A 23511-nucleotide genomic window follows, 5' to 3' on the forward strand; every position below is an offset into this window, starting at 1 on the left:
CAATTTAAACAAAGAGGAATCCAGTATGACTAACAATCAGAACAGATTATTTTTTATTGCTCTATTTTTTGCTCCAGCACTCGCAGTCTCTGCTGCTGAGCAGCCAGATGCAGAACAACTTTTCAAACAGAAGTGTTCTCTCTGCCACGCCATTGACAAAAAAAAGCTGGGGCCCGCAATCAATACCATGAGCAACAACGAGGAAGTCTTACGTCAAATCACCACCAAGGGCAAAAACGCTATGCCTGCTTATGAAGATAAACTGACTGGCGCGCAGATAGATGCGTTAGTTGAATATCTGTTAGCAAACCAATGAGATATTAGATGTCATCACAGCAGTGTAAAAATAGCGAGTCATGTTCAGGTGTTTGGTGTCGTTTTCGCGATGGTCAACCAGAATATCTGGTGCGCCATTACTGGTGGGCTTATCTATGGCGCTGGGGTGTCTGGTTTTTTGATCATCAACCGATCATTAACGCCATTCTTTTTGGCCAGTACAAAACACTCTCCCATCGGGCGCTGCGTGATTGGAGGAGTATGAAGGTCTCATCAAACCGATGTTCGACGAACGCTGTGTGGCGTGTCACAGTGCGGGTTCTGGTTTACAGATTCCTGATCTCTCCACCTACGAAGGGGTCAAGCAGGTGGCCAATGTTGATACCGGCATCTCGTTGCATAGCTTGATGAAGGTGTCACATATCCACCTGTTTGGTATCGCCTTGGTTGCGCTTGGTATTGGCTTGGTATTTCGCTTCGCCCTGCTACCGGCATGGTTCCAGTACACTCTGACCTTGTTACCATTTATCGCTATTTTTGTCGATATTTCCGCCTGGTTTCTCACCAAGTGGGATCCGACTTACGCTTATACCGTGATTTTCGCCGGGGGTCTGCTGGGGCTGTCGTGGGCGTTACAAATTCTCATTTCACTCTATCAAATCTGGTTTTTGCGTTGTCGTGTGGAGGTTTCAAGTGAAGAACAGTGAGACCACAATTGCCGATTTCCACGAAATTCGCTTACACGGTCGCGGTGGTCAAGGCACCGTCTCCGCTGCTGCGTTGTTGGCGCTGGCGGCGTTTGAAGATGGCTTTGAAAGTCAGGCATTTCCTAAGTTTGGTTCTGAACGGCGTGGTGCGCCGGTAGAAGCCTATGTGCGCATTAGCCGTGCTGTTATTCGCGCCCATAATCAGGTCTACAAACCCGATGCGGTGGTGATTCAAGATGCCGGTCTGCTGCGCTCAGAGCCGTTGCTACAGGGATTAAATCTGGGTGGGCTTATTGTATTGAACGCCGCTGAAAAGCCAGCAGATACTGATAACGGTTTTCGCTGGGTCTGTCTACCCGCCAGCCAGATTGGTGAGCGCCATATTGGCCGCCCGTTACCCAATACTGTTTTATTGGGTGCGTTGGCGGCAGCGACAGAATGGGTGAGTCTGGCGGCACTGGAGCAGGCGATAAACAACCATCTAGCAAGCAAAGGCGAGGCAGTCGTGAAAGCGAATATCGACGCGGTACGTGAAGGTTATCAATTCGTGGCAGAGCCGGAGGGGGTTACATGAAACAGCTATTAGAGGGTTCACAAGCCGTGGCCGAGGCGGTGCGTTTGTGTCAGCCGCAGGTGGTGGCGGCCTATCCCATCACCCCTCAGACCCACATCATTGAACGGCTAGCGCAGCATGTGGCTGATGGCGAATTGAAGGCCGAGTTCATCAATGCCGAAAGTGAGTTCGGTGCTGCTTCTATTGTTCTGGGGGCAGTCGCTGCCGGAGCGAGATCGTTTACTGCCACTGCTTCACAAGGTCTGCTGCTAATGACCGAAGTGCTCTACAACATTGCTGGTTTACGTCTGCCGGTAGTGATGGTCTGTGCCAATCGGGCAGTGGGTGCGCCGATCAATATTTTTAGTGACCATCAAGATAGCATGTCGGTGCGTGATGCCGGTTGGGTTCAGCTCTATGTCGAAACCAATCAGGAGGCTGTGGATACCTTGATTCAAGCCTATCGCATTGCCGAGGCGTGCGGTCTGCCGGTGATGGTTTGCATGGATGGCTTTTTACTGACGCATACTTTTGAGCCAGTGGACCTGCCAACACAAGCGATGGTGGATAATTTTCTTCCATCATTCCAATTTTCCCGCACCCTTGACCCGACCCGTCCAATGACATTGGGTGGCGCTAGCGAAGCGGATAATTTTCAGGAATATCGTGCCGCCCAGCAGAGCGCGATGGAAGATGCCGCGCCAGTGATCGAAGCATTTGATGCGGAATTTAACGAGCAGTTTGGCCGATCACATGGCGGTTTGCTTCAGCCCTACCAACTGGATGGGGCAGAGACGGTGTTACTGGGCATGGGTTCTTTGATGGGCGCGGTGTGTGATGTGGTTGATAAGCTGCGCGACCAAGGTCAGGCGGTGGGTGCGCTACGCCTACGTTGTTTTCGCCCTTTTCCGGTGCAAGCTTTGGTCGAACATCTGGGCGGTGCGAAACGAATTATCGTGCTGGAGAAAGCGATCAGTATCGGTGCAGGCGGTATCGTGGCTGCCGAGCTGCGAGCCGCTTTGCATCAAGCGGGCATCATGACACCCGTGGAGAGTGTGATTGGTGGTCTGGGTGGGCGTGATTTGACCCCGGATGTGATCGAAGCACTGTTTCAGGAATCGAGCATAAATGAGGTAGGTACAACGTTTCAGTTTGCGCCCGACCACGTATCCCTCCCTCAGAAAAATATGGAGGCCACGAACAATGGATAATCGCGATTCCTTTCGTCACAACGTCCTCACCTCCGGCCATCGCGCCTGCTCCGGTTGTGGTGAAGCGATGGCGGCACGCATGGTCAGTGATCTGATCGGTCCCGATGCGATCTACATCAATGCTACTGGCTGTCTGCAAGTCTTCACGACCCATAACCAACAGTCCGCCTGGCAGGCACCGTGGATTCACTCGGTATTTGCCAATGCGGCCGCCGTGGCTTCGGGCGTTGAAGCGGCTCTGCGTATCAAGGGCAAGAGTACGCCAGTGGTGGTGCAGGCTGGAGACGGCGGTACTTTTGATATCGGTTTGCAATGCCTCTCCGGCATGATTGAACGTGGCCACGATGTGCTTTTTGTCTGCTACGACAACGAGGCTTATATGAATACCGGCGTACAGCGTTCTGGCTCCACGCCCCATGCGGTGCGCACCAGCACCTCACCACCGGGGCAGTTTAGCCAAGGTAAGAAGGAGATTAAAAAAGATGTGATCTCCATTATCGCGGCTCACAACATGCCTTACGCAGCCACAGCAACGATTGCCTACTTTCCTGATCTTAAAGCCAAAGTCGAGAAGGCGATGCGCATTAAGGGGCCACGCTTTCTTCAAATTTTATCACCCTGCCCGTTGGGCTGGGTGCATGACAGCGCGCTGTCGGTAAGCGTCGCGCGGCTGGCGGTGGAGACGGGACTATTTCCATTAGTGGAGCTGGAACACGGTGAACTCACCGGCGTGATGCGCCTGGCCGAGCAGAAACCCGTGGAGGAATATTTACGCCCACAGGGACGTTTCAAACATCTGTTTGCTAACAAAGCGGGCGCGGTGGAACTGCGCCACCTGCAAGCGCTGGCCGATGCGCGTATTCACCGTTACGGCCTGCTTGATGCCGATACGCAATGGGATACCGAGACGGCGATGCAGAGTGAACGCAATGGCCGAGGTGGTTACTGGGAGGAGAGGGAACATGGCTAATCTCGAAATCGAACCGGGTAGTAGTACCGCTTATCACACCGGTGACTGGCGTACCCAGCAGCCTGTCTACCTCGATAAATGGCCGCCCTGCAGTCAGGTCTGTCCTGCTTCTGAAGATATTCAGGCTTGGCTGGCGCTGGCGAGTGAAAAGCAGTGGCAAGCCGCCTGGCGCAAGCTCACCGAGCGCAATCCGTTTCCGTCGACCATGGGGCGTATCTGTTATCACGCCTGTGAATCGGCTTGTAATCGAAAGCATCTCGATAGTGCGGTCAACATCCATGCGATGGAGCGTTATCTTGGCGACATGGCGATTGCTCAGGGTTGGCGGCATGAATCGATGGACGCTCAACCCCAAACACAGCGCGTGGCGATTGTGGGTGCAGGCCCGGCGGGTCTCTCTTGCGCCTTTCAACTGGCGCGGCACGGCTATTCGGTCACTATTTTCGACGCGCAAGATGCGCCTGGCGGCACATTGCATAGCGCCGTGCCGGATTACCGTCTGCCCAAGTCGGTGTTAGCAAAAGAGATCAATGCGATTCTCGATCTGGGAATCACACTGCGCCTTAATACCCGTGTCAATGAAGACGAGCTGCGCGATCAATTTGATCTGGTTTTTATCGCCATCGGCACGCAGCAGCCGCGTCAATATCGTGGAGACAACTCTAACCACAGCGTCATGAGTGGTCTTGATTTTCTGAGTCGCCTCAATCGTGGCGAGCCGGTATCACTGCCCAAACAGGTCGCGATCATCGGCGGTGGTAATACTGCTATTGATGTGGCGCGTTGCGTTCGTCGTCTGGGAGCCAATGCCGTGGTGGTTTGCGCGCAAGACCCGCACGCCAGTCATCACCGCGAGTTGGGTACAGAAATGCCCGCTTCATTAACCGAGGTCATCGAGGCAGAGGCCGAAGGGGTTCAGTTGATTTACCGTGTCGGCGTGCGCCATTTGGTGCGTAGTGGCGAGCATTTGTCAGGCGTTGAAATCGCCCACGTGGAGCATGTGCATGACCGGCAGGGTAATTTTAACCCCAAGTTTTTTGATGGTACGGAAGAGTTTATCGCTGCCGGTCTGGTGGTCTTTGCCATTGGTCAGGAGGTGGATTGGCAGGGATTGGAGGGGTTGAGCCAAGCTAACGAATCAGAACGTGTTTGGTTTGGTGGTGATGCGGTGAGTAAGTCAAAGCTGGCTGTCACCGCCGTGGGTAGTGGTTATCAGGCTGCGATGTCGATGATGGCGAATTTAAGGGAAGAGGCACCCGTTCATAAGGATCATAAAAAGGCAAAAATTACTTATCGACAAATGCAGTTGCATTACTACTCCAAGCAACCGCGTCGCGAAGGTGAAACCCGAGAACAGCGGTTTGATGGCTTTAACGAAGTTGTTACTGGGCTGGCTGACGATGATGCAGTGCAGGAGGCAAAGCGCTGCCTGAGTTGTGGTGTCTGTTTTGAGTGTGACAACTGCTGGCACTTCTGCCCTGATGCGGCAGTGATTAAAAAAGAGGGCGGTTATACCATTGATTACGACTACTGCAAGGGGTGTGGGATTTGTGCGCAGGAGTGCCCGTGTGGGCACATTGATATGGAAAAAATATGAGCAGAATTTTTAATTTTACACACCAGCTAAAGCTCTTCAGAGGAGAGATATTATGGAATGGTTAGCGGCAAACTGGTTAATACTTTTGTTAGTGGCGTGTTGTGTGGCGATGATGGCTTTTATGCACGGTGGGCACAATAAATCAGACGATGATAAATAAACGGGGGTTTATTTAATGAAACACTCTAAAGCACCCGTAGAAATCGCTGGTGCTGGTCCAGCCGGATTGGCTGCGGCAATTACCTTGGCCCATGCGGGTCGCCAGGTGGTGGTGCATGAAACGCACAAAGAGGTGGGCCACCGTTTCGGCGGTGATTTCCAGGGGCTGGAAAACTGGACCACCGAAGAAGATGTACTCAAAGTGTTCGAATCTTTGGGTTTAACGACAGATTTTACCGCCATGCCCGGCCGCAACGGCACGGCGTTTGACCCTGCCCGAAATGCCTATGAGATCAAAAGTGATGAACCTCTTTTTTATCTCATCGAACGCGGCTCTGACTCCGGCACACTCGATAGCGCGTTATTGCAGCAAGCGCAATCTTTGGGGGTGGAGGTGCGTTTTAATAGCCGCCTGCGCCACATGGCGGGTGAGGGCATCCTTGCCGCTGGGCCGCGTGCCGCCGATGCCATCGCCGTCGGCTATCACTTTGAGACGAATATGGTGGATGGTTACTGGGTCATTTGTGACGATGAACTCGCGCCACAGGGCTACGCTTATCTATTGGTCATGAACGGCAAGGGTACCGTCAAAAGCTGTATGTTTTCCGGTTTTAAACAGGAGAAAATTTACGTAAAACGAACCATAGAGGCGTTTGAAAAGTTGGTTGGTCTGGAGATGAAAAACCCCAAGCCCCACGGCGGCAGCGGCAATTTTTATATTCCGGCCAGTGCTTACAGCGGTTCTCACCCGCGAGTAGGTGAGCAGGCCGGCTTTCAGGATACGCTGTGGGGTTTTGGTATGCGGCTGGCGATTCACTCTGGTGTATTGGCAGCGCGAAGTCTATTAAATGGAGAAAACTACGACACCCTCTGGCAGCGAGAGCTGCGACCACAGATGCAGACCTCAGTGGTCAACCGCGCCTTTTTTTCCTTGCTGGGTAATCGTGGTTACGGCTGGTTTTTACGCAATCACCTCGCCAAACCAAGTTTGCGTCAGTCACTGCGAAGCCAGTATCAGCCTTCATTGTTTAAACGTCTGCTTGGCCCCTGGGCTAATCGCCGCTTTGAAAGTCGTCGCAAAGATATCACCTGTGATCACATCGATTGCCACTGCATCTGGTGTCGAGGCAAGTGTTGTGATCATGAATAACCTGGAGAAAATACAATGAACTATCGAAAAGTAACGGCAATATTTCGCGTTGAATTATTGGAAAAAGTAGAACGAAAATTACAGGATTTTGGGGTTAAAGGTCTCAGTGTTACCAAGGTAAAAGGTTACGGTGAATACGCCGATTTTTATGCCAAGGACTGGCTGACAGATTATGCACGCATCGAACTTTTTACTGAGGTATGCGATGCCGAAGCTATTGCAAAAGAAATTATGGATGCTGCCAGTCTTGATATGGAAGGCGATGGCATTGTTGCGATACTGCCAGTGGAGAAGCTTTATCGCATCAGAACCAAGGCGGAGGTGGATAGATTGCCTCCTTGTGATAAAAATGAAATTAAACCATGACATTTCATATACAAGGGCTGAGTGCCCATGAACAGATGCCACTGAATGAAGTCTTTAAAAAATCGGGTGTTGAGAAAACGGCAGCGGTGACTCCTGTGCGGTCTTTTGATGAAAAAGAGCATCGTGAGCACGCTGGAGAACAGAGTGGTGCGGAGGCTTATCAATCCATCAGTGAGTTGCCGCAGGCCACTGACGTTGTAGTGGCCGAGAAAGTTATGCGTTCACCAGTGGTGACTTTATCCTCTCAGGCTGTCGTTGCCGATGCCTTGGTGTTATTCCAGGAGAAACAGATTCGTCACCTGCCTATCGTTTCGTCTGCAGGTGAATTGCTTGGTATGGTGTCAGAACGGGATGTGTTGCGCCACCTAAGTGGTGTAACAGAAAATTATCAACAACAGGTATCACATAATAATAGTAGAAATGCACGAATAGGCGAGTTGATGAAATTGCCGGTATTGACGGCCAGTGTTGATACAGATATTCGCTACGTTGCCCGCCTGTTTGTTGAGCAGCGTATCGGGGCGCTGCCGATTGTCACAGATGGTGAGTTAAAGGGCATTATCACCCGCAGCGATGTGTTGAGTGCTGTGATGCGTCATTTTGTATTGGAGTTGTGGGCGTAATGGGTATGCCTTGCGGTCGATGGTTATGAAACATACTGGTTTGAAAAATGATCATGAAAACCCTGTGCAAAAAGAGTACGCCCATTTGGCAGAGGAATATGATGAGAGGTGGCACTTTTATGTTGAAGCAACGCTCAAACAGACATTGAAACGTGTTGATCTTCAGGCGGGGGAACGTTTGCTTGATATTGGCTGTGGCACAGGTGCGCTGCTGGCGGCGCTGGAAAAGCGCCACCCCAATGCTATTTTGGCAGGAGTTGACCCAACTCGGGGTATGCTTGATCTCGCTGAGAAACGCTTGTCGAAAAAAGTTCATATAGAGCAAAGTTGGGCTGAAAAATTGCCATTTGAAGATGAGGCATTTGATGTCATTGTCTCTTGTAGCATGTTTCACTATATTCGCGAACCGATGGTGGCGCTCAAAGAGATGATGCGCGTCTTGAAACCGGCAGGAAGTTTGGTGATTACTGATTGGTGTGGTGATTATATGCTCTGTAAAATATATGGCCTGTTTCTTCGGGTTTTTAATAAAGCCCATTTCAAAACATATGGAAAAAAAGAGTGTTACAAGCTTCTGTTTTTGTCAGAGTTTGATGATATAAAAATTGATCGCTACAAAATCAACTGGTTCTGGGGGATGATGACAGCAACAGCGAGCAAGAGAGTAATCGTAGGCTGATTGATGGCAAAGACAAAGAAAATTGGTGTGGTGTTGAGTTCCGGGGGAGGGCGAGGAGTGTTCGCTCATACCGGTTTTTTGCTTGCATTGGAACAAATGGGTATAGAAATCGGTGCTATTGCTGGTTGCAGCGCGGGTGCTCTGGTGGGCGGTGTCTATGCCAGTGGTACTGATCTACAGCAATGGGCGGAGCGTCTTGCCAGTGTAGAGACACGGGAGTATTGGACTCCCGACTCATGGTCGCGTTTTATTTGGCAGATGGCAGTGCACAAGGGGAGGGGTTACACGGGTATTTCAGGGAGCAGTGCGGCCATTGATTTCATCCGTAATAACCTCGCCACACAGACCTTCGAAACCTGCCCAATTCCGTTTTATTCCCTTGCGACCAATCTAACGCAAGGCAGTAAAACCCTTTTTTCGTCAGGCGACTTGGCACCTCGTATTATGGCCAGTGCCGCCATGCCGGTGCTGTATCGTCCAGTGGAAATCGACGGAGAGTTGTTCAGTGATGGTGCGACCATCGAATTGGCTTCGACCGAAGCGATCTGTTGCCGCCACAAACTTGATGCCTTGATCGTTCACCACGCATCAGTGTGTCGTGAAGGATCGGAAGGGATGGCTCATGCGTTGCAACAACCGTGGTCATTGGTAGAAATTCTCTATCTATTACTTTATCGCAAACGCCCTTGGTATCTGAGCGATAAAGCAATTGATTTTCGTCAATGTCGGTGTGGTTGTGGTGCGCCAGTTGTGGTAATTGAGCCCGACCTTCCTGAAATTACCTGGCCGCTCAGTAAGGGCGGGGCACAGGTGCAGATGGCTGCCAAACAGCAGGCTGAAGCGTTGCTGGAACCCTATTTACCTATCACTGGCAGCACGACCCATAAATTACGCACGCTGTTTACTCCATGGCGGCACTGTGATCCTTAGGAGGTTATATATGATTAAAATGACTTTTTTTCTATTTCTTTAGGTTGGTAGCGTGATGTTGTCTGGTTGTGATATGCCGCCGATTACCGGTATTGGTTTTACCATGAGCCTTTTTATTACCTTATTGGCTTTTGTTGATGCTGAGTTATTAGCGGAGGCACGTCTTTCCATTATTGTGGGTTCACTCATGTCGGCGGCGGTCGGAATGTTTGTGTTATACCGAAGTTGTGATAATTATTCTAAGAAAAAAGAGAGATAAATATGATGTCTGATCAATATGTCTGGTTACTCTGGTCGAGTGCATTTCTGATTCCCTGGGGGCTGGTCTATTGGCGCTTTCCTGCTCAGCGGCGGGCGATGCTGTGGGCAAGCTTGTTTACTATGCCGTTTGGTTTGACTGAACCGCTGTTTGTGCCGGAATACTGGATGCCACCGAGTCTGTTTGATCTGGCCGAGAATACCGGCTTTGATATCGAAAGCCTGATTTTCTGTTTTGGAATTGGGGGCATTGGTTCGGTATTTTATAATCTTCTGAGTAAAAAGGTTCCTCAAGCTGTGGGGGGCTGTGTGCGTCATCACGGTCAGCATCGTTACCATTACCTCGCTCTCTCAGCACCGTTTATTGTTTTTATTGCACTTTATTACTTTCCCTGGAATCCGATTTACCCCTCTATTCTCGCCATGTTTGCGGGAGCGTGGGCAACGATGCGTTGTCGGCCAGACCTGAAACGAAAAACCTGGATCGGTGGTCTGCTGTTTTTGGTCTATTACGCAATCTTTTTGGCAGGTCTGGAGTGGAGTGCGCCAGGTTATATTGATCGTGTCTGGAACATGGAAGTGTTGTCAGGTGTCACGGTGTGGTTTATGCCGATTGAAGAGTTGCTGTTTGCCATCGGCTTTGGTATGTACTGGTCTGGAGTTTATGAGCACTTTACCTGGCGAAAATTGATGGATAGCGATCAGGGTAAATGAATAGCTTTCGGACTCCCAGGGGCTGATCTATTAGCGTTTTCCTGCTCAGCGATTATGATAACGATTCAAATCAAACAATCCCGCCTGAACAAGTTTGTTCTTTGCTGATTCACCCTGAAACCAATCGGCCATCTGCCAGAATTCAGGGTTTGTTCGCCTCACGCCATAGCGATCAACAAACTTCTTATAGTCCGCCTGATTACGAATAGCCGCACAATGTTTGGCAAATTCATCAATCTCGGATAAGGCGACCGAAAAAAAGAAATTGGGATAGGAACCCTCCAGCCACTTCACTACGGTCATTGAATCAGAGTCAATATCAGCGCGGTTGCGCTCATGTTCATCGGCTAGAAAAGAGGTGACATTTTTATAAGCTTTATTGCGGATCAATGTATAGCCAAAATCTTCTTTCGGCTGATCCATTTTGATTCGTACAAAAGCAACATCAGGAAATGTTTCCAGGTTTTTCCCTTGTAGTTTCGCAATTTTCACCATTGCAATACCTGTCTTTATTCGTGCATCTTTTGCTACGTTTTCTTCACACCTGAGACGACCGCAACGGTTCATTGCCTCTGCCTGTTGCTCCACAGTTGCGAGCCTGGCTTTAATATTTTGATACAACTCCTGTTGAGGGTTATCAGTCTGATAGTCAGTCACTGACTCGGTGCTTAACCACGCTTGTGGCGCAGAAAATAGCTCATCAATCGTGCTGCGCTGTCCCACATACCAAGAGTCACGTATCGCCTTGCGCCGACTGGCTGGGAGAAAAGCGAGAAAATAATCCTCTCCTTCCATGCGCAAAAAGTCCATATAGATTCGGGTACTCATTCGATGGCCCAAGTTGCCATAAACATCAAACCCGGCGACCAGTAGATAATGAATACGCTCAAACAGCGGATAATCAATCACCCAGGCAGTTTCCGGCTCACTCCCTACCAAACCGTATGTCACCGAGCCACTGTCAAAGTGCCTGAAAACGGTCAGCGCAGCATTGGGGTTTTTACCATCACCGTCCCAAATAAAATTCATCGCATGATCCAGATCGTGAGTACCAACAGTCTTGAACCAATCCTGTTTTTTCTCCATGTAGCGCCGCTGACCTTTCCAGTAGTCTGTCCAAATACGCAGTAATTCCAGGTTACTGCCGCCATCAGAAGGCACTTGAAGTTCGTCCGCCATCTCATCAATGAACTGAGCGCTATTAGTCATCACCAGCTGGTTTGGGTCAAAAAACATGATCCAAAAACGATCTTCAATTACATCCAGTGCAATCTGCCCACGGCAAACCGGCCCTTTGATAAACCCTTCAATAAAAAAATGTGCATCGTCTAACAAAAATCGGTAACGTGATGTTGTCGGTATCGCAGCAAATGTTTTGAATGGATTGGCCGCCATCTTCGGCTCATAAGAAGGCAGTTGAGTCACCTCATAATCCACTGCAAAAAAAAGTTCACGATAACGCTGCATACGCTGCTTTGAAAACTCATAGACGATATGATTTTTGGCTACGATAGAGGGCTGGTATATCAAAAGGCGGTAATAAAAAGGTGCAGTGCCGGGGTCATCATAGGGACGCAAAGTCGGGATTTCATCAATCGTTTCACCCGCTGGCGTGGTGGAACGCACTAAACGATAAAATTCCCGCACAGGTGATCCTGAAAAATGGATATGGGCATGAAACAGGTGTTCATACAGGTAGCGGCTCACCAGCCGCTGCTTGTTGGACGGTTGGTTTAAAAAATCCTCCCACTCTTTTATCTGTGGTAGCACTGTAATCGAAGGGGTTGCAGGCGCTGAGGTCGGTGAACCCTGAGCTAGCCAGGAGACCAAAGTTCGGTACTCTTTCTCTGAAAGATTGGGCATCGCATAGGGCATACCCCACAGCGGATTTTTCTGGGAAAACTCATCAATTTCTTCCAGCGTTGGGCAACTCTCCTCCCGATCAAGCCCAAGAGTAAAACTTTCTGGCAGTTGATCTTGATTCGGTTGCGGGTGCTGTTGTTTTAAACGCAAAAGATGGTACAGCACTGAATTTTTTAAATTGTTTTCTGGCGTTTGTTCAGCCTCATTCAGCACTGGAGTAAATCCACGCACACGCCACTGGTCTGTTGTTTTGGCATCAATATACAGACGTGTCGGCTCCATGGTAGTCATACGTTTAGGTTCGTAGATACGCTCTTCATTGGCACCGCGCTGCAAACCTTCAATAGAAGAGAGTTTCAATTGACAAGGCGCATCGTAACAACCGTGGCAAACCACACAGCGTCGTTCCAAAATAGGTTTGACCTGTTGCTCATACTTCACCGGACCATTCAGCAACGCCGATGCTGAAGCCAGTTCAAGATCGTTATCCATCAAGTGCGGGGCTTGCTGTGTAGCGTAAGCAAAAATAGCGGACAACAAGGTCACCAATAAAATAATCTGGAACCGTTTGTTAATGACCCACTTTATGATGTTCATAGGGGTGATTTTAACCTAAAGAAAACACCCACGGTAAAAATCTAACAATAAAAAGTGTGATTAATAGACTGCCAAGAATGTTCAATAAAAATCCTGTTTTAGCCATCTGCTGGATCGTTACAAACCGGCTGCTGTAAACAATGGCATTCGGTGGTGTCGCAACGGGCAACATAAAGGCACATGACGCAGATATAGCAACGGTGGCCATAAGATACATCGGCGGTAACTGCATGACTTCAGACAATCCCACCATGATTGGAATTAATAGACTGGCTGTTGCCGTATTGGATGTGACTTCGGTTAGAAAAATGACCAAAAGTGACACGGCCAATATGATGAATAGGATATTCACATCTGCCAGAAAATTTAACTGGCCTCCAATCCAGGTCGTTAAACCTGTTTCACTAAAACCTGAGGCCAGCGCAAAACCACCTCCAAACAGAAGCAAAATATCCCACGGTAATTTTTTTGCGGTATCCCAATCCATTAATCGTGTTGATCGGTTTTTAGCGGGAATGATAAATAGTAGAATGGCCCCAAAGATGGCAATCGTTGAGTCTTTGATCTGTTTGAAGAATTCAATGTCAATTAAGCCTCGGGCGATCCATGCCAGCGCCACCAAAATAAACACTCCAAGTATTTTTTTCTCTTCAGGTGTTATTTGGCCTAACTTGGCAAGCTCATCTTTGATTACGGCCTTGTCCAGTGGCTTGATGTGAATATGTTCTTTTTTTTGCAAGTAACACAGGTAGACCCAGGTCAATGCCAGAAAAATCAAAGATAGAGGCAGTGCAAACACAAGCCAGTCAAAAAAACTGATACTAATATTGAGTTGCTGCTCAAGCACACCTGCAAGTATCGCGTTAGGTGGCGTTCCGATCAAAGTAGAAACACCACCGATTGAGGCGGAATAAGCAACACCTAACATCAACGTCATACCAAAAATAGACTCTCCTGATTCATCAATCTTTTTTATGACGGCAACAACAACGGGGATCATCATCAGTGTCGTTGCTGTATTTGACACCCACATTGATAACAGTGCCGTCGCCAACATGAACCCCAGCAATATTCTTTTCTGGCTGTTACCGACAATGGAAATCACATACAGGGCAATGCGTTTATGCAGATTCCATCGCTCAAAACAGAGCGCGATAATAAAACCACCCAGAAAAAGAAAGATAATATGATTGGCATAATTACTGGTGACTTGATGAACACTCATCACATCAAATGTTGGGAACAGGGCGATGGGTATCAAAGCTGTGATGGGAATAGGGACGGGCTCTGTCACCCACCAGACGGCCATTAGAGTAGCAATCGCCGCAACATGCAAAGCAGCAGGTGTGAGTGACTCTGATGTGGGCATAAATGAGATCACTAGGAATAATAGTATCCCACCGAAAAATCCCATGTTTTGTCGTGATTGCAGTAAATGTTTCATTTTTATGTTGTTTTTAGGATAGACATACAAGTCACCCCATTAAAGTACAAATAGCATTCCGGCAAGAAGGTGGCTTATACTTTCCGCCCTTCCAGGAACCCAATAAAAGGACAGGGAATATGCCCCCAAAACTACCGTGTAGCGATTCTGTTTGCAAGCTAAAAACAGATCACGTACCCGTGGGCCAGATTATCCCTGCAATGAGCACTCCGTTGGCTTCAATTTTTGGCAGCGGCTTTCTTGTTGTTGTCCCCGTTTTGGCCAGCGCCGTAGGGCCTTATGCGCTACTGGCAATGATCGTCGTCGCGTTTATCGCCTTTTTGGTGGGCAGCATCGTCAGGCACAATATACTTTGTGCGGAACCTGTATTGGCGAGAGGAAGCAATTCAGTCACACTCTTTGCAGAAAAACTCTCTTCTTTTGCGCTTGTCGCAGCTTATGTGGTTTCGGTCTGTTTATATATTCATATCCTCTCTTCGTTTGTATTGGCCAGCTTTGATTTAGACACGGCCTTTAATAAAAATCTGATGACCACGCTCATTATTGGTGTAATTACCGTCATTGGTCTTTTTGGCGGCCTAAAACCTTTGGAGAAACTTGAGCGTTGGGCACTCTATGTGACCATCGTTATCCTCGGACTGTTGCTTTTTATGTTTGCAGCTTATGACTTCAATCAATACATCACACTCAAACAATTCACACTGCCAGAAATTCCTGATCGAACGGCCTGGGAAGTGATTACCATCATTGCAGGTACACTTATTATCGTTCAGGGGTTTGAGACCACCCGTTATCTGGGTGAGGAGTTTGATGCAGCAACTCGTATCGAAGCCTCTCGTTGGTCGCAATATTTTTCCCTCGGTATTTACGTGCTTTTTGTTGCCTTGGCACTCCCGATTGTATCGGCACTCAATGGTGTTTATGACGACAACAGCCTGATTACTCTGGCAGCGACAGCATCCCTGCTGCTCCCCATTCCTTTGATTATTGCAGCAGGCATGTCGCAGTTCTCAGCCGCTGTGGCTGATACGCTGGCTGCGGCGGCGAATCTAAAAGAGACCACCCAGCAACGCATCAGTACACGCTGGGGTTATCTGTTCGTCGGCGTGGCTGCGATGCTTCTGGCCTGGACGAGTTCTACGTTCGAAATCATCGCGCTGGCATCACGGGCATTTGCTTTTTATTATCTGTTGCAATGTATTGTCGCTTTTTCGGTTTGTAACAATACCAGTAAGCGTATTTTATTCGTTTTTATCGGCGCTATTTTAGCGTTTGTTCTGATTTTTGCAGTGCCTGCGGGTTGATCTTTATAAGAGCTTAGAAATAGACCCTTCGTTATCAAAATCGCTAAGGTTTTTCTGTTTTTGGCGAGCGAGCGGGTCTTGGCGATAAAATTGTACCAACTGTTGGTATACCTCGGGGCAGTGGTGATTAAGAATGGTTGGTGCGGCAAAAAAATATTCGCTGACGACGGCAAAAAACTCGGCGGGTGTTGTGGCTGCATAAGCGTTAATACGTGTTCGATGGTGGTGGGCGACCTGCTGGCGTAAAACGTCGTAAGCAGTGCTGAGTACGTCTGCCCACTGTTTGATTTTCATTGTCGGGTGAAGTGGCGGCAGGCCATCGGCGCTGCCATCCAGCATGTCGAGCTTGTGTGCGAACTCATGTATCACCACGTTATGTCCTAGGTGGGGTGCATGTAGATCGTGTTCAATATCCTCCCAGGAGAGAATCACCGGGCCACGTAACCAGGCTTCTCCACTCAAGGTGTTCATTTCGTTTGAACTCAACCCGTTGGGGTCAATATTGTTATGGCTGACACGAAAAGCACCCGGATAGATAATCACCTCAACCCAATTGCTGTAGTAGTTCAGCCCAAGTTTCAAAATGGGCAGTGCGGCCTGAGCCGCGATCACGACAAGCATCTCATCGGTGAGTTTAAAGCCGCGCGCACCGTTGATTGCTTTGTGATAAAGAAACAGCGTGGCTAACCTTCGCAATCGAGCCTTTTCTACCGAACTCAGGTCGTGTAGAAGTGCGGCTTTGCGAAGCGATTTTTTCCACAAAGAGTAGGGGATTGAGTGGTGCTTGAGGGTATGACGAGTACGCTGACGTTTAACCCATTTTATTATATTCATAGCAATCTTTTGTGTGAATAGGGCTTGACATATGTGTAACCCATAGCTGTTACGCTGCAAATTTAAACTTGAGTGATCAATATCATATATCTGAAGAGGTGACTACCATGACAAAGAAAAAGAGTCCATCTGGAAAAAAGGCACAAGCTGAAACAATGTCGATGCCAGGCTTGCGGCAAGTAAAACTATGGCCTGATTATTGCCGTGACCGTTCCTAAGTACATTACAAAATTGTAATGCAATGGTCACATGATAGACATAGATCAAGCGTTATTCTCTAAGCTTAAATATTTAGAGAGTGAGGCTCATGAAAGCAATGAAACATTCGACTCCAGAGTCGCTGGCACTTCCCAATTTACCGCGCCGACAATTTGTACAAGGTCTTGCTGCAGGTGGGGCTTTGCTGGGTTTGTCTACATGGTTAAAACCCGCTTGGGCCGAGCAATCTAATGCGACAACAACGGGTGCAGCACCGATACTGAGTGGCACCGAGTTTGATCTCACAATTACGGAGATGCCGGTTAATTTTACGGGCAGCCCTCGTATGGCAACAACGATTAACGGCTCAATCCCTGCACCGACCTTGCGTTGGCGTGAGGGTGAAACGGTGACCATTCGTGTCACCAATCGCATGAGCGTATCGACTTCAATACACTGGCACGGAATTCTCTTGCCATATCAGATGGATGGTGTGCCGGGTATCAGTTTTCCAGGTATTGCACCCGGGGAAACGTTTACTTATCGTTTTAAAGTGGAACAGTATGGAACATATTGGTATCACTCCCATTCAGGATTTCAGGAACAAACTGGAATGTATGGCGCCATTATTATTGATCCGGCAGCAGGTGATTCTATTCATGCTGACCGTGATCATGTGGTCGTGCTTTCTGACTGGACGGATGAAGACCCAATGGCCGTTTTCAAAAAGTTGAAAAAACAGAGCGATTATTACAATTTCAATGAGCCGACGGTGGTCGATTTTTTTCGTGATGTCTCCTCTGACGGATTTGCCAGCGCAATGAAAAAGAGGCACATGTGGAATAAAATGCGGATGAGTCCCACCGATCTGGCGGATGTCTCTGCTTACACCTACACCTACCTCATGAATGGAATGACTCCGGCGGGTAACTGGACAGGTCTATTCAAACCTGGCGAACGGGTTCGACTACGTTTCATCAGTGCTGGCACCCAAAGTTACTTTGATGTACGCATACCTGGCTTGAAGATGACGGTGGTGCATGTAGACGGGCAAGATGTTGAGCCGATAACGGTAGACGAATTCCGTTGCGGACCGGGTGAAACCTACGATGTAATAGTGACTCCTGAGGATGAGGCCTACACCATCTTTTCACAATCTACGGAACGCACCGGATATGCGCGTGGCACCTTGGCGACTAAAGCGGGTCTTAGCGCAGCAGTGCCGGAGGTCGATGAGCCACAGTGGTTAGGCATGGCCGATATGAGCGGTGGCATGGCCGCTGTCGCGGTACGTCATGCTAAAACAGAATATGGCCCCAGTGTTGATATGCGGGTCGACAAGCCGCGCACCAACCTGGATGACCCGGGTATTGGTTTGCGGAATAATGGTCGCCGAGTGCTGACCTACGCTGATCTGCACACCATTGGTGGGCCACTCGATCCGCGTGGAGCGGAGCGAGAAATTGAACTGCATCTCACCGGTAATATGGAACGTTACGCCTGGTCTATTGATGGTTTATCGTTTGGTCAGTCAACCCCTATTCATTTTCGCCATAACGAACGTCTGCGAGTGATCTTGCACAATGACACCATGATGGCTCACCCGATGCATCTGCACGGCATGTGGAGTGAGCTGGAATCTCCCAACGGTGAGTTTATGGCACGCCGTCATACCATAAGTGTGCAACCGGCGCAGCGTATCAGCTTTCTGGTCACTGCCGATGCTCTTGGCCGCTGGGCATGGCATTGCCACCTGCTTTACCACATGTATGCGGGAATGTTCCGTGAAGTGGTGGTGAAGTGAATTCGGGATTAACGAAGAGATTAAGGTGAGCAAAATGAGCAGAACATTGATATTGATTATTACAGTATTGGCAGTCGGTAGCAGTGCTTCATCCGTGTGGGCGGCGGGTGAAAGCATGCGGGAAAATACAGGAATGGAAATGGGTAGTGGAGTGAATCATGGTGCTATGCCAGGAATGGATCATGGCAAAAATTCAGGTATGGCAATGGGTAAGATGCAAGGTGGATCGGCCCCAGACGATGCTCGTGATCCCCATGCCTATTCCGGTGGACTCGATTTTGCTCCGATGCGACCCTACCTTGCAGATGAAAGCAACTTTGGATCGTTGTTGGTTGATCGGCTTGAGGCAGTGCGTAACTCAGGTGACAACAGTATGGCCTACGATATGCAGGCTTGGTTTGGGCGTGATTTTAATCGAGCTGTGCTCAAGCTTGAAGGTGAATATGCTGATGGTGCGTTTGAAGAGGTGAGTACCGAATTGTTATGGGGTCATGCTGTTGCAACGTTTTGGGATCTGCAACTTGGTTTGCGCCATGATAGTGGTGCAGGCTCGGATCAAAGCTGGTTGGCCTTCGGCTTTCAGGGCTTGGCTCCCTACTGGTTTGAGCTGGATGTCACTGCATATCTGGGTGAGGGTGGCCGCAGTGCATTGGGATTTGAAGCTGAGTACGAACTGTTATTTACCCAAAAACTGATTCTGCAACCCCGCCTGGAAATGGCTGTTTACGGCAAGGAGAGTCCAGAGCTTGCGCTGGGTTCCGGCCTTTCTGATATGACGGCAGGCCTGCGGTTGCGTTACGAAATACGCCGCGAATTTGCGCCCTATATCGGCATTGAACGGGCAGTACAGTTTGGTGATACTAAAGATTACGCCAGAATCGCAGGACAATCTCAGAGTGATACACGATTCGTCGCTGGAGTGCGCTTTTGGTTTTGATCGTTAGAAAGAGAGGAGGTGAGGTGATGACAGAACTGAGTGATATTTGCCCCGTGTGTGGTATGGCAGTGAATGTTGAAGTGCCAGTACTGGAGCATCACAAAATGCACTTTTATTTCTGCTCGACGCAATGCAGAGAAACATTTGCAGTGCACCCGAGCCTGTATAGCTCCAAAGCGGGAAAAGAGAAAAATGTAGTTTTAAAGCAACGAACGATGTCTGTCTCCGAACCATTGTCTGATGAGGTGACTGAGCTGCTCATACCCTATTTAATGGAAGTAATGGGTGTGAAAAAAGTGACTGTAGAGGGCGGCAAAGTAAATATTATCTACGATCTGTTGCAGGTGACAGAGCTGCAAATAGAAAAGGTGTTGGTCGATGTTGGTGTTGAGCTGGGGAGTGGTTGGTTGGAGCGCCTGTGTCGTGCCTGGGTGCATAACAGTGAAGAAAACGAGCTGGAAAATCTGGCTCCAGCGGCCGCACCTTGTTGTAATAAGCCACCACCACGAATTTGAGATAAAGAGTTGACCTACGTGCAACACATAGGGTTTACACTCAGGATTATATAGGCGTAAAGCGATTGATGAGGTGATGAATATGCTAACGGTCAGTGAGCTATCAAAAGTAGCAAAAATAACACCCGATGCGGTACGTCACTATGTGCGCATCGGCCTTTTAACGCCATCACGTGATCCGGCTAACAGCTATAAACTTTTTAGTGATTATGATATTAAAAAAGCAAAATTCATTTACCGTGCCAAAGGGCTTGGTTTTTCGTTGCGAGATATCAAAACTATTTTTGATCACAGCAGTGATGGGCAATCACCTTGTCCAGCCGTGCGAGAGATGATTCAGCGACGCATCAATGACAATAGTGATAAGTTGCTTGAATTGAACAAATTACAACAGCGCATGGGCGATGCCTTGGGAAAATGGAAATCAATGCCTAATGGCGAACCTGATGGTGAGGCGATCTGCTACCTGATCGAATCTATAGAGTGAAATTTTTAACTAATTGCAAAGGATGAGAGTTATGAAAAATGATCCGGTATGCGGAATGAGTGTGACGGAAGAGTCAAAATATCATGTCGAACATCAGGGGCAGCGCTACCACTTTTGCAGTGAGGGTTGTTTGAATAAGTTTTCAGCCTCTCCAGAGCAATACTTGACGCAACAGAAGAGTGAAGAGAAAGACGGCGGCTGTTGCAGTAGCAAAAAAGCCACCGCTACGGAACCTGCGACAAAGGCGCACAGTTGCTGCGGTGGTGGAAAAGCGGCGGCATCGCCACAATCAAAACAGGAGAAAAAATCTGATAGCTGCTGTGGTAGTGGCAAACAGCATGGCCATCACGCGGCAAAAACATCCGACCAGCCCGTGGATGAATCAGGCATCTACACCTGCCCCATGCACCCAGAAGTCGAGCAACAAGGCCCAGGCAGTTGCCCCAAGTGCGGTATGGCGCTGGAACCGAAGGGGGTGCCGCTTGTCGCCACTAAAACACAATACACCTGTCCCATGCATCCTGAAATCATTCAGGATCAGCCCGGTTCCTGCCCCAAATGTGGCATGGCACTGGAGGCCATGACGGTAGAGGTGGAAGAGGACACCAGTGAGCTGGATTACATGAGCCGTCGTTTCTGGATCAGTGCGATTTTTGCCATTCCGGTTTTTTTCAGCGCCATGGCCGCCGAGTTCTGGCCTGAGGCGATGGCCGAGTTGATCGACCCCAACCTGCGCCAGTGGATTGAAATGTTTTTATCCGCGCCGGTGGTGATCTGGGGCGGCTGGATATTTTACGTGCGTGCTATTCAGTCGGTGGTGACCCGCAACCTTAATATGTTTACTCTGATTGGACTCGGCGTCTCGGTGGCCTGGACCTACAGTGTTATTGCCACGGTTTTCCCCGGCATTTTCCCTCCAGAGGTTTTCAATGCGGTGGGTGTTGTACCTGCCTATTTTGAGGCCGCTGCGGTCATTACCGTGTTGATATTGCTGGGGCAGGTACTGGAGCTGCGGGCGCGCAGCCAGACCAATGCCGCCATCAAACTGTTATTGGGGCTGGCACCCAAGACGGCGCGTATCGTGCGCGAGGATGGCAGCGAAGAAGACATTCCCATGGAGCATGTGCAGGTGGGTGACACCTTGCGAGTGCGTCCCGGGGAAAAAATTCCTGTGGATGGCACGGCAATTGATGGTGAAAGCAATGTTGATGAGTCGATGGTCACCGGTGAACCACTGCCCGTTGCCAAGACGGCGGGGGAGCGCTTAATTGGTGCTACCGTCAACGGTACTGGTAGCTTATTGATGCGCGCCGAAAAAGTGGGCGCAGACACCCTGTTGTCACAGATCGTTAATATGGTTGCCGAAGCTCAGCGCTCCCGCGCGCCTATCCAGCGACTGGTCGATACGGTGTCTGGTTATTTTGTTCCGGTTGTGGTGGTCATTGCCGTGCTGACCTTCATCATCTGGAGTGTGTGGGGGCCAGAACCCGCGATTGCTTATGCCGTGATCAATGCCGTGGCGGTACTGATTATCGCTTGCCCCTGTGCGTTGGGTCTGGCAACACCGATGTCGATCATGGTCGGCACTGGCAAAGGGGCAATGATGGGCGTGTTGTTCAAAAATGCCGAAGCGTTAGAAGTCTTGCGCAAAGTTGATATCCTGGTGGTCGATAAAACTGGCACGCTCACCGAAGGCAAACCCAAACTGGTCTCGGTGATGGCAACGGCGGGTTTTCAGGAGGATGGCAACCTTCGTCTTGCCGCCAGTCTGGAGCGTGCCAGCGAACACCCCTTGGCCGAAGCAATTGTGCAAGGCGCTGAAGCACGAGGTGTGACATTAACCCAGGCAGACGATTTTCAGTCAATCACCGGCATGGGAGTCACCGGCAGGGTGGATGGTCGCAAAGTGGCGCTGGGCAACATCAAACTGCTGGAGAGTCTAGCGATCGACGTGGGTGATCTTCCCCAAAAGGCAGACAGCCAACGCGCCGAAGGCCAGACCGTGATGTTACTCGCCATTGATGGCAAAGCTGCGGGTTTGATCGGTGTGGCCGATCCCATCAAAGAGACCACGCCTGAAGCGATTCGTGATCTGCACGGCGAAGGCATCAAAGTTGTGATGCTGACGGGTGACAGCCGCAAGACGGCCGAAGCAGTCGCCGCCAAGCTCGATATTGACCAAGTGCAAGCCGAAGTGTTGCCAGAACAAAAAGCCGAAGTGGTCAAGCAGCTTCAGGCCGAAGGGCATATCGTCGCCATGGCCGGTGACGGCATCAACGATGCCCCAGCATTAGCACAAGCCCATGTCGGTATCGCCATGGGGACGGGGACTGATGTGGCCATGGAGAGTGCGGGTGTCACTCTGGTCAAAGGCGATTTGCGCGGCATCGTGCGGGCAAGACGCTTGAGCCATGCCACCATGCGCAATATCCGCCAAAACCTTTTCTTTGCTTTTATCTATAACGCCGCTGGGGTGCCGGTTGCGGCGGGGATACTTTACCCCGTATTTGGTCTGTTGCTTTCGCCCATTATTGCGGCGGCGGCAATGGGGTTCAGCTCTGTATCGGTGATTAGTAATGCACTTAGACTAAAAAGGGTCAAGTTGTAGGGCGTTGTCCGGGTTGAACTCAACCCAGATAACATATAGCCGTAATTAAGCGGCGAAAAATAAGAGGAGAGTTAAGACAATGTTATATAAAAAACTGTCTATTTTTGTTTGTTTGTTGTTTGTGGTCACTCTATCCGTGGCTGATGACTCGAAGCGCCATCAGTTGGTGGATGGTATGAGTGTTTATCTGGGTGTTATTCCTGCACAACTCACCCAGAAAGAACATCCTGGTATGCATGGAGGGAGTGACAAAGAGCACCGTTATCATGTGATGGTGGCGTTGTTTGATGCTAAATCAGGGGAACGCATTGAGGATGCCAGAGTGACGGCCACTGTTGCAGTACTTGGTCTCGGCGGGCATACAAAAGATCTGGAGTCCATGCTTGGTGGTGCATTGAGCTATGGTAACTATTTCGTTATGCACAAGCCGGAGATGTATCGCATTCTTGTCGAGATCAAGCGTGGTAAAAATAAAAATAAATCCACAGCAAATTTTGTTTATGAGCGACCCAAAGATTAGGGTCGTGAGTTTTATGGCTAGAGGGTAAAGCAGTGCCTGACACAATATGCCTGATTCCCCTCTAGTTTATGCCAATTAGTTTTGACAATATGGCAGTAAATAGCCAATAGAAATTTTTCCTTTAAATTACTGCAAGTTTCTAAGCGGACACTACTGAATTAGAATGCGATGGTGGCTGCGGTGAGATAGACTGATGATGTGACGAAT

Annotated in this window: 24 protein-coding genes; 21 read left to right on the top strand and 3 right to left on the bottom strand. The window is 49.3% G+C overall.

Features of this window, described 5'->3' with window-relative positions; translation table 11 throughout:
• Positions 1-25 precede the first annotated feature (25 nt).
• The 14 genes from L3J70_08265 (at position 26) to L3J70_08330 (ending at position 10193) form a co-directional block, all read left to right on the top strand.
• Positions 26-316, top strand: coding sequence for a cytochrome c (locus L3J70_08265; GenBank protein ID MCF6236344.1), 291 nt, complete (start codon positions 26-28; stop codon positions 314-316).
• Between the two features lie 241 nt (positions 317-557).
• Entirely contained in the window at positions 558-983 is a 426-nt protein-coding gene (locus L3J70_08270; GenBank protein MCF6236345.1) for a hypothetical protein, read from the top strand.
• Entirely contained in the window at positions 970-1557 is a 588-nt protein-coding gene (locus L3J70_08275; protein MCF6236346.1) for a 2-oxoacid:acceptor oxidoreductase family protein, read from the top strand. The genes L3J70_08270 and L3J70_08275 overlap by 14 nt, the downstream gene beginning before the upstream one ends.
• 44 nt (positions 1558-1601) lie before the next feature.
• Positions 1602-2747 carry a pyruvate ferredoxin oxidoreductase gene (gene porA, locus L3J70_08280; protein ID MCF6236347.1) on the top strand — a complete coding sequence of 382 codons (1146 nt, stop codon included), beginning with the start codon at positions 1602-1604 and terminating at the stop codon, positions 2745-2747.
• The gene (locus L3J70_08285; GenBank protein MCF6236348.1) at positions 2740-3717 is read left to right on the top strand and encodes a thiamine pyrophosphate-dependent enzyme; all 978 of its coding nucleotides are present in this window, start codon (positions 2740-2742) and stop codon (positions 3715-3717) included. The genes porA and L3J70_08285 overlap by 8 nt, the downstream gene beginning before the upstream one ends.
• Positions 3710-5314, top strand: coding sequence for an FAD-dependent oxidoreductase (locus L3J70_08290; protein MCF6236349.1), 1605 nt, complete (start codon positions 3710-3712; stop codon positions 5312-5314). The genes L3J70_08285 and L3J70_08290 overlap by 8 nt, the downstream gene beginning before the upstream one ends.
• 52 nt (positions 5315-5366) lie before the next feature.
• Positions 5367-5474, top strand: coding sequence for a DUF2933 domain-containing protein (locus L3J70_08295; protein ID MCF6236350.1), 108 nt, complete (start codon positions 5367-5369; stop codon positions 5472-5474).
• Positions 5475-5489: 15 nt separating this feature from the next.
• Positions 5490-6623, top strand: coding sequence for an NAD(P)/FAD-dependent oxidoreductase (locus L3J70_08300; protein ID MCF6236351.1), 1134 nt, complete (start codon positions 5490-5492; stop codon positions 6621-6623).
• Positions 6624-6638: 15 nt separating this feature from the next.
• Positions 6639-6989: a P-II family nitrogen regulator gene (locus L3J70_08305; GenBank protein MCF6236352.1), complete on the top strand. Its 351-nt coding sequence runs from the start codon at positions 6639-6641 to the stop codon at positions 6987-6989.
• Positions 6986-7612 carry a CBS domain-containing protein gene (locus L3J70_08310; GenBank protein ID MCF6236353.1) on the top strand — a complete coding sequence of 209 codons (627 nt, stop codon included), beginning with the start codon at positions 6986-6988 and terminating at the stop codon, positions 7610-7612. The genes L3J70_08305 and L3J70_08310 overlap by 4 nt, the downstream gene beginning before the upstream one ends.
• A 25-nt stretch (positions 7613-7637) precedes the next feature.
• On the top strand, positions 7638-8291 hold the full coding sequence (locus L3J70_08315; protein ID MCF6236354.1) for a methyltransferase domain-containing protein: 654 nt from the start codon (positions 7638-7640) through the stop codon (positions 8289-8291).
• A 3-nt stretch (positions 8292-8294) separates the two neighbouring features.
• On the top strand, positions 8295-9221 hold the full coding sequence (locus L3J70_08320; protein ID MCF6236355.1) for a patatin-like phospholipase family protein: 927 nt from the start codon (positions 8295-8297) through the stop codon (positions 9219-9221).
• Positions 9222-9276: 55 nt separating this feature from the next.
• The gene (locus L3J70_08325) at positions 9277-9480 is read left to right on the top strand and encodes a Na+/H+ antiporter NhaA (GenBank protein MCF6236356.1); all 204 of its coding nucleotides are present in this window, start codon (positions 9277-9279) and stop codon (positions 9478-9480) included.
• 5 nt (positions 9481-9485) lie between these two features.
• On the top strand, positions 9486-10193 hold the full coding sequence (locus L3J70_08330; GenBank protein ID MCF6236357.1) for a lycopene cyclase domain-containing protein: 708 nt from the start codon (positions 9486-9488) through the stop codon (positions 10191-10193).
• Between the two features lie 45 nt (positions 10194-10238).
• On the opposite strand, the gene L3J70_08335 is transcribed toward L3J70_08330, so the two are convergent.
• Both L3J70_08335 and L3J70_08340 read right to left on the bottom strand, forming a co-directional pair.
• Positions 10239-12653 carry a fatty acid cis/trans isomerase gene (locus tag L3J70_08335; protein MCF6236358.1) on the bottom strand — a complete coding sequence of 805 codons (2415 nt, stop codon included), beginning with the start codon at positions 12651-12653 and terminating at the stop codon, positions 10239-10241.
• Positions 12654-12663: 10 nt separating this feature from the next.
• Positions 12664-14022: a DASS family sodium-coupled anion symporter gene (locus L3J70_08340; protein ID MCF6236359.1), complete on the bottom strand. Its 1359-nt coding sequence runs from the start codon at positions 14020-14022 to the stop codon at positions 12664-12666.
• Positions 14023-14216: 194 nt separating this feature from the next.
• Here L3J70_08340 and L3J70_08345 point away from each other — a divergent pair, with 194 nt between their 5' ends.
• Positions 14217-15401, top strand: a complete 1185-nt coding sequence (locus L3J70_08345; GenBank protein ID MCF6236360.1) for a hypothetical protein — start codon at positions 14217-14219, stop codon at positions 15399-15401.
• Positions 15402-15404: 3 nt separating this feature from the next.
• Here the strand turns inward: L3J70_08345 and L3J70_08350 are convergent, their stop codons facing one another.
• Positions 15405-16235, bottom strand: a complete 831-nt coding sequence (locus L3J70_08350; protein MCF6236361.1) for a zinc-dependent peptidase — start codon at positions 16233-16235, stop codon at positions 15405-15407.
• A 316-nt stretch (positions 16236-16551) separates the two neighbouring features.
• On the opposite strand from L3J70_08350, the gene L3J70_08355 reads away from it, so the two are divergent.
• The 6 genes from L3J70_08355 (at position 16552) to L3J70_08380 (ending at position 23304) form a co-directional block, all read left to right on the top strand.
• Complete coding sequence (locus L3J70_08355) at positions 16552-18237, top strand: copper resistance system multicopper oxidase (protein ID MCF6236362.1); 1686 nt, start codon at positions 16552-16554, stop codon at positions 18235-18237.
• Between the two features lie 34 nt (positions 18238-18271).
• Positions 18272-19174, top strand: coding sequence for a copper resistance protein B (locus L3J70_08360; protein MCF6236363.1), 903 nt, complete (start codon positions 18272-18274; stop codon positions 19172-19174).
• A 26-nt stretch (positions 19175-19200) separates the two neighbouring features.
• Positions 19201-19689, top strand: coding sequence for a hypothetical protein (locus L3J70_08365; GenBank protein MCF6236364.1), 489 nt, complete (start codon positions 19201-19203; stop codon positions 19687-19689).
• A 76-nt stretch (positions 19690-19765) separates the two neighbouring features.
• Positions 19766-20176, top strand: coding sequence for a MerR family transcriptional regulator (locus L3J70_08370; protein MCF6236365.1), 411 nt, complete (start codon positions 19766-19768; stop codon positions 20174-20176).
• A gap of 31 nt (positions 20177-20207) precedes the next feature.
• Positions 20208-22784 (top strand): heavy metal translocating P-type ATPase, encoded by a 2577-nt coding sequence (locus L3J70_08375; GenBank protein MCF6236366.1) that lies wholly within the window; start codon positions 20208-20210, stop codon positions 22782-22784.
• Between the two features lie 79 nt (positions 22785-22863).
• Positions 22864-23304 carry a hypothetical protein gene (locus L3J70_08380; GenBank protein MCF6236367.1) on the top strand — a complete coding sequence of 147 codons (441 nt, stop codon included), beginning with the start codon at positions 22864-22866 and terminating at the stop codon, positions 23302-23304.
• Positions 23305-23511: the final 207 nt, after the last annotated feature.

It is taken from the genome of Gammaproteobacteria bacterium (assembly GCA_021648145.1).
GTDB lineage: Bacteria > Pseudomonadota > Gammaproteobacteria > JAADGQ01 > JAADGQ01 > S141-38.

What these genes read in the sequence shown, in the direction of transcription:
- L3J70_08265 (MCF6236344.1), top strand. Translation starts at nt 26, where the DNA reads ATGACTAACAATCAGAACAGATTATTTTTTATTGCTCTATTTTTTGCT.
- L3J70_08270 (MCF6236345.1), top strand. Translation starts at nt 558, where the DNA reads ATGTTCGACGAACGCTGTGTGGCGTGTCACAGTGCGGGTTCTGGTTTA.
- L3J70_08285 (MCF6236348.1), top strand. Translation starts at nt 2,740, where the DNA reads ATGGATAATCGCGATTCCTTTCGTCACAACGTCCTCACCTCCGGCCAT.
- L3J70_08290 (MCF6236349.1), top strand. Translation starts at nt 3,710, where the DNA reads ATGGCTAATCTCGAAATCGAACCGGGTAGTAGTACCGCTTATCACACC.
- L3J70_08295 (MCF6236350.1), top strand. Translation starts at nt 5,367, where the DNA reads ATGGAATGGTTAGCGGCAAACTGGTTAATACTTTTGTTAGTGGCGTGT.
- L3J70_08300 (MCF6236351.1), top strand. Translation starts at nt 5,490, where the DNA reads ATGAAACACTCTAAAGCACCCGTAGAAATCGCTGGTGCTGGTCCAGCC.
- L3J70_08305 (MCF6236352.1), top strand. Translation starts at nt 6,639, where the DNA reads ATGAACTATCGAAAAGTAACGGCAATATTTCGCGTTGAATTATTGGAA.
- L3J70_08310 (MCF6236353.1), top strand. Translation starts at nt 6,986, where the DNA reads ATGACATTTCATATACAAGGGCTGAGTGCCCATGAACAGATGCCACTG.
- L3J70_08315 (MCF6236354.1), top strand. Translation starts at nt 7,638, where the DNA reads ATGAAACATACTGGTTTGAAAAATGATCATGAAAACCCTGTGCAAAAA.
- L3J70_08320 (MCF6236355.1), top strand. Translation starts at nt 8,295, where the DNA reads ATGGCAAAGACAAAGAAAATTGGTGTGGTGTTGAGTTCCGGGGGAGGG.
- L3J70_08325 (MCF6236356.1), top strand. Translation starts at nt 9,277, where the DNA reads ATGTTGTCTGGTTGTGATATGCCGCCGATTACCGGTATTGGTTTTACC.
- L3J70_08330 (MCF6236357.1), top strand. Translation starts at nt 9,486, where the DNA reads ATGTCTGATCAATATGTCTGGTTACTCTGGTCGAGTGCATTTCTGATT.
- L3J70_08335 (MCF6236358.1), bottom strand. Translation starts at nt 12,653, where the DNA reads ATGAACATCATAAAGTGGGTCATTAACAAACGGTTCCAGATTATTTTA.
- L3J70_08340 (MCF6236359.1), bottom strand. Translation starts at nt 14,022, where the DNA reads ATGCCCACATCAGAGTCACTCACACCTGCTGCTTTGCATGTTGCGGCG.
- L3J70_08345 (MCF6236360.1), top strand. Translation starts at nt 14,217, where the DNA reads ATGCCCCCAAAACTACCGTGTAGCGATTCTGTTTGCAAGCTAAAAACA.
- L3J70_08350 (MCF6236361.1), bottom strand. Translation starts at nt 16,235, where the DNA reads ATGAATATAATAAAATGGGTTAAACGTCAGCGTACTCGTCATACCCTC.
- L3J70_08355 (MCF6236362.1), top strand. Translation starts at nt 16,552, where the DNA reads ATGAAACATTCGACTCCAGAGTCGCTGGCACTTCCCAATTTACCGCGC.
- L3J70_08360 (MCF6236363.1), top strand. Translation starts at nt 18,272, where the DNA reads ATGAGCAGAACATTGATATTGATTATTACAGTATTGGCAGTCGGTAGC.
- L3J70_08365 (MCF6236364.1), top strand. Translation starts at nt 19,201, where the DNA reads ATGACAGAACTGAGTGATATTTGCCCCGTGTGTGGTATGGCAGTGAAT.
- L3J70_08370 (MCF6236365.1), top strand. Translation starts at nt 19,766, where the DNA reads ATGAATATGCTAACGGTCAGTGAGCTATCAAAAGTAGCAAAAATAACA.
- L3J70_08375 (MCF6236366.1), top strand. Translation starts at nt 20,208, where the DNA reads ATGAAAAATGATCCGGTATGCGGAATGAGTGTGACGGAAGAGTCAAAA.
- L3J70_08380 (MCF6236367.1), top strand. Translation starts at nt 22,864, where the DNA reads ATGTTATATAAAAAACTGTCTATTTTTGTTTGTTTGTTGTTTGTGGTC.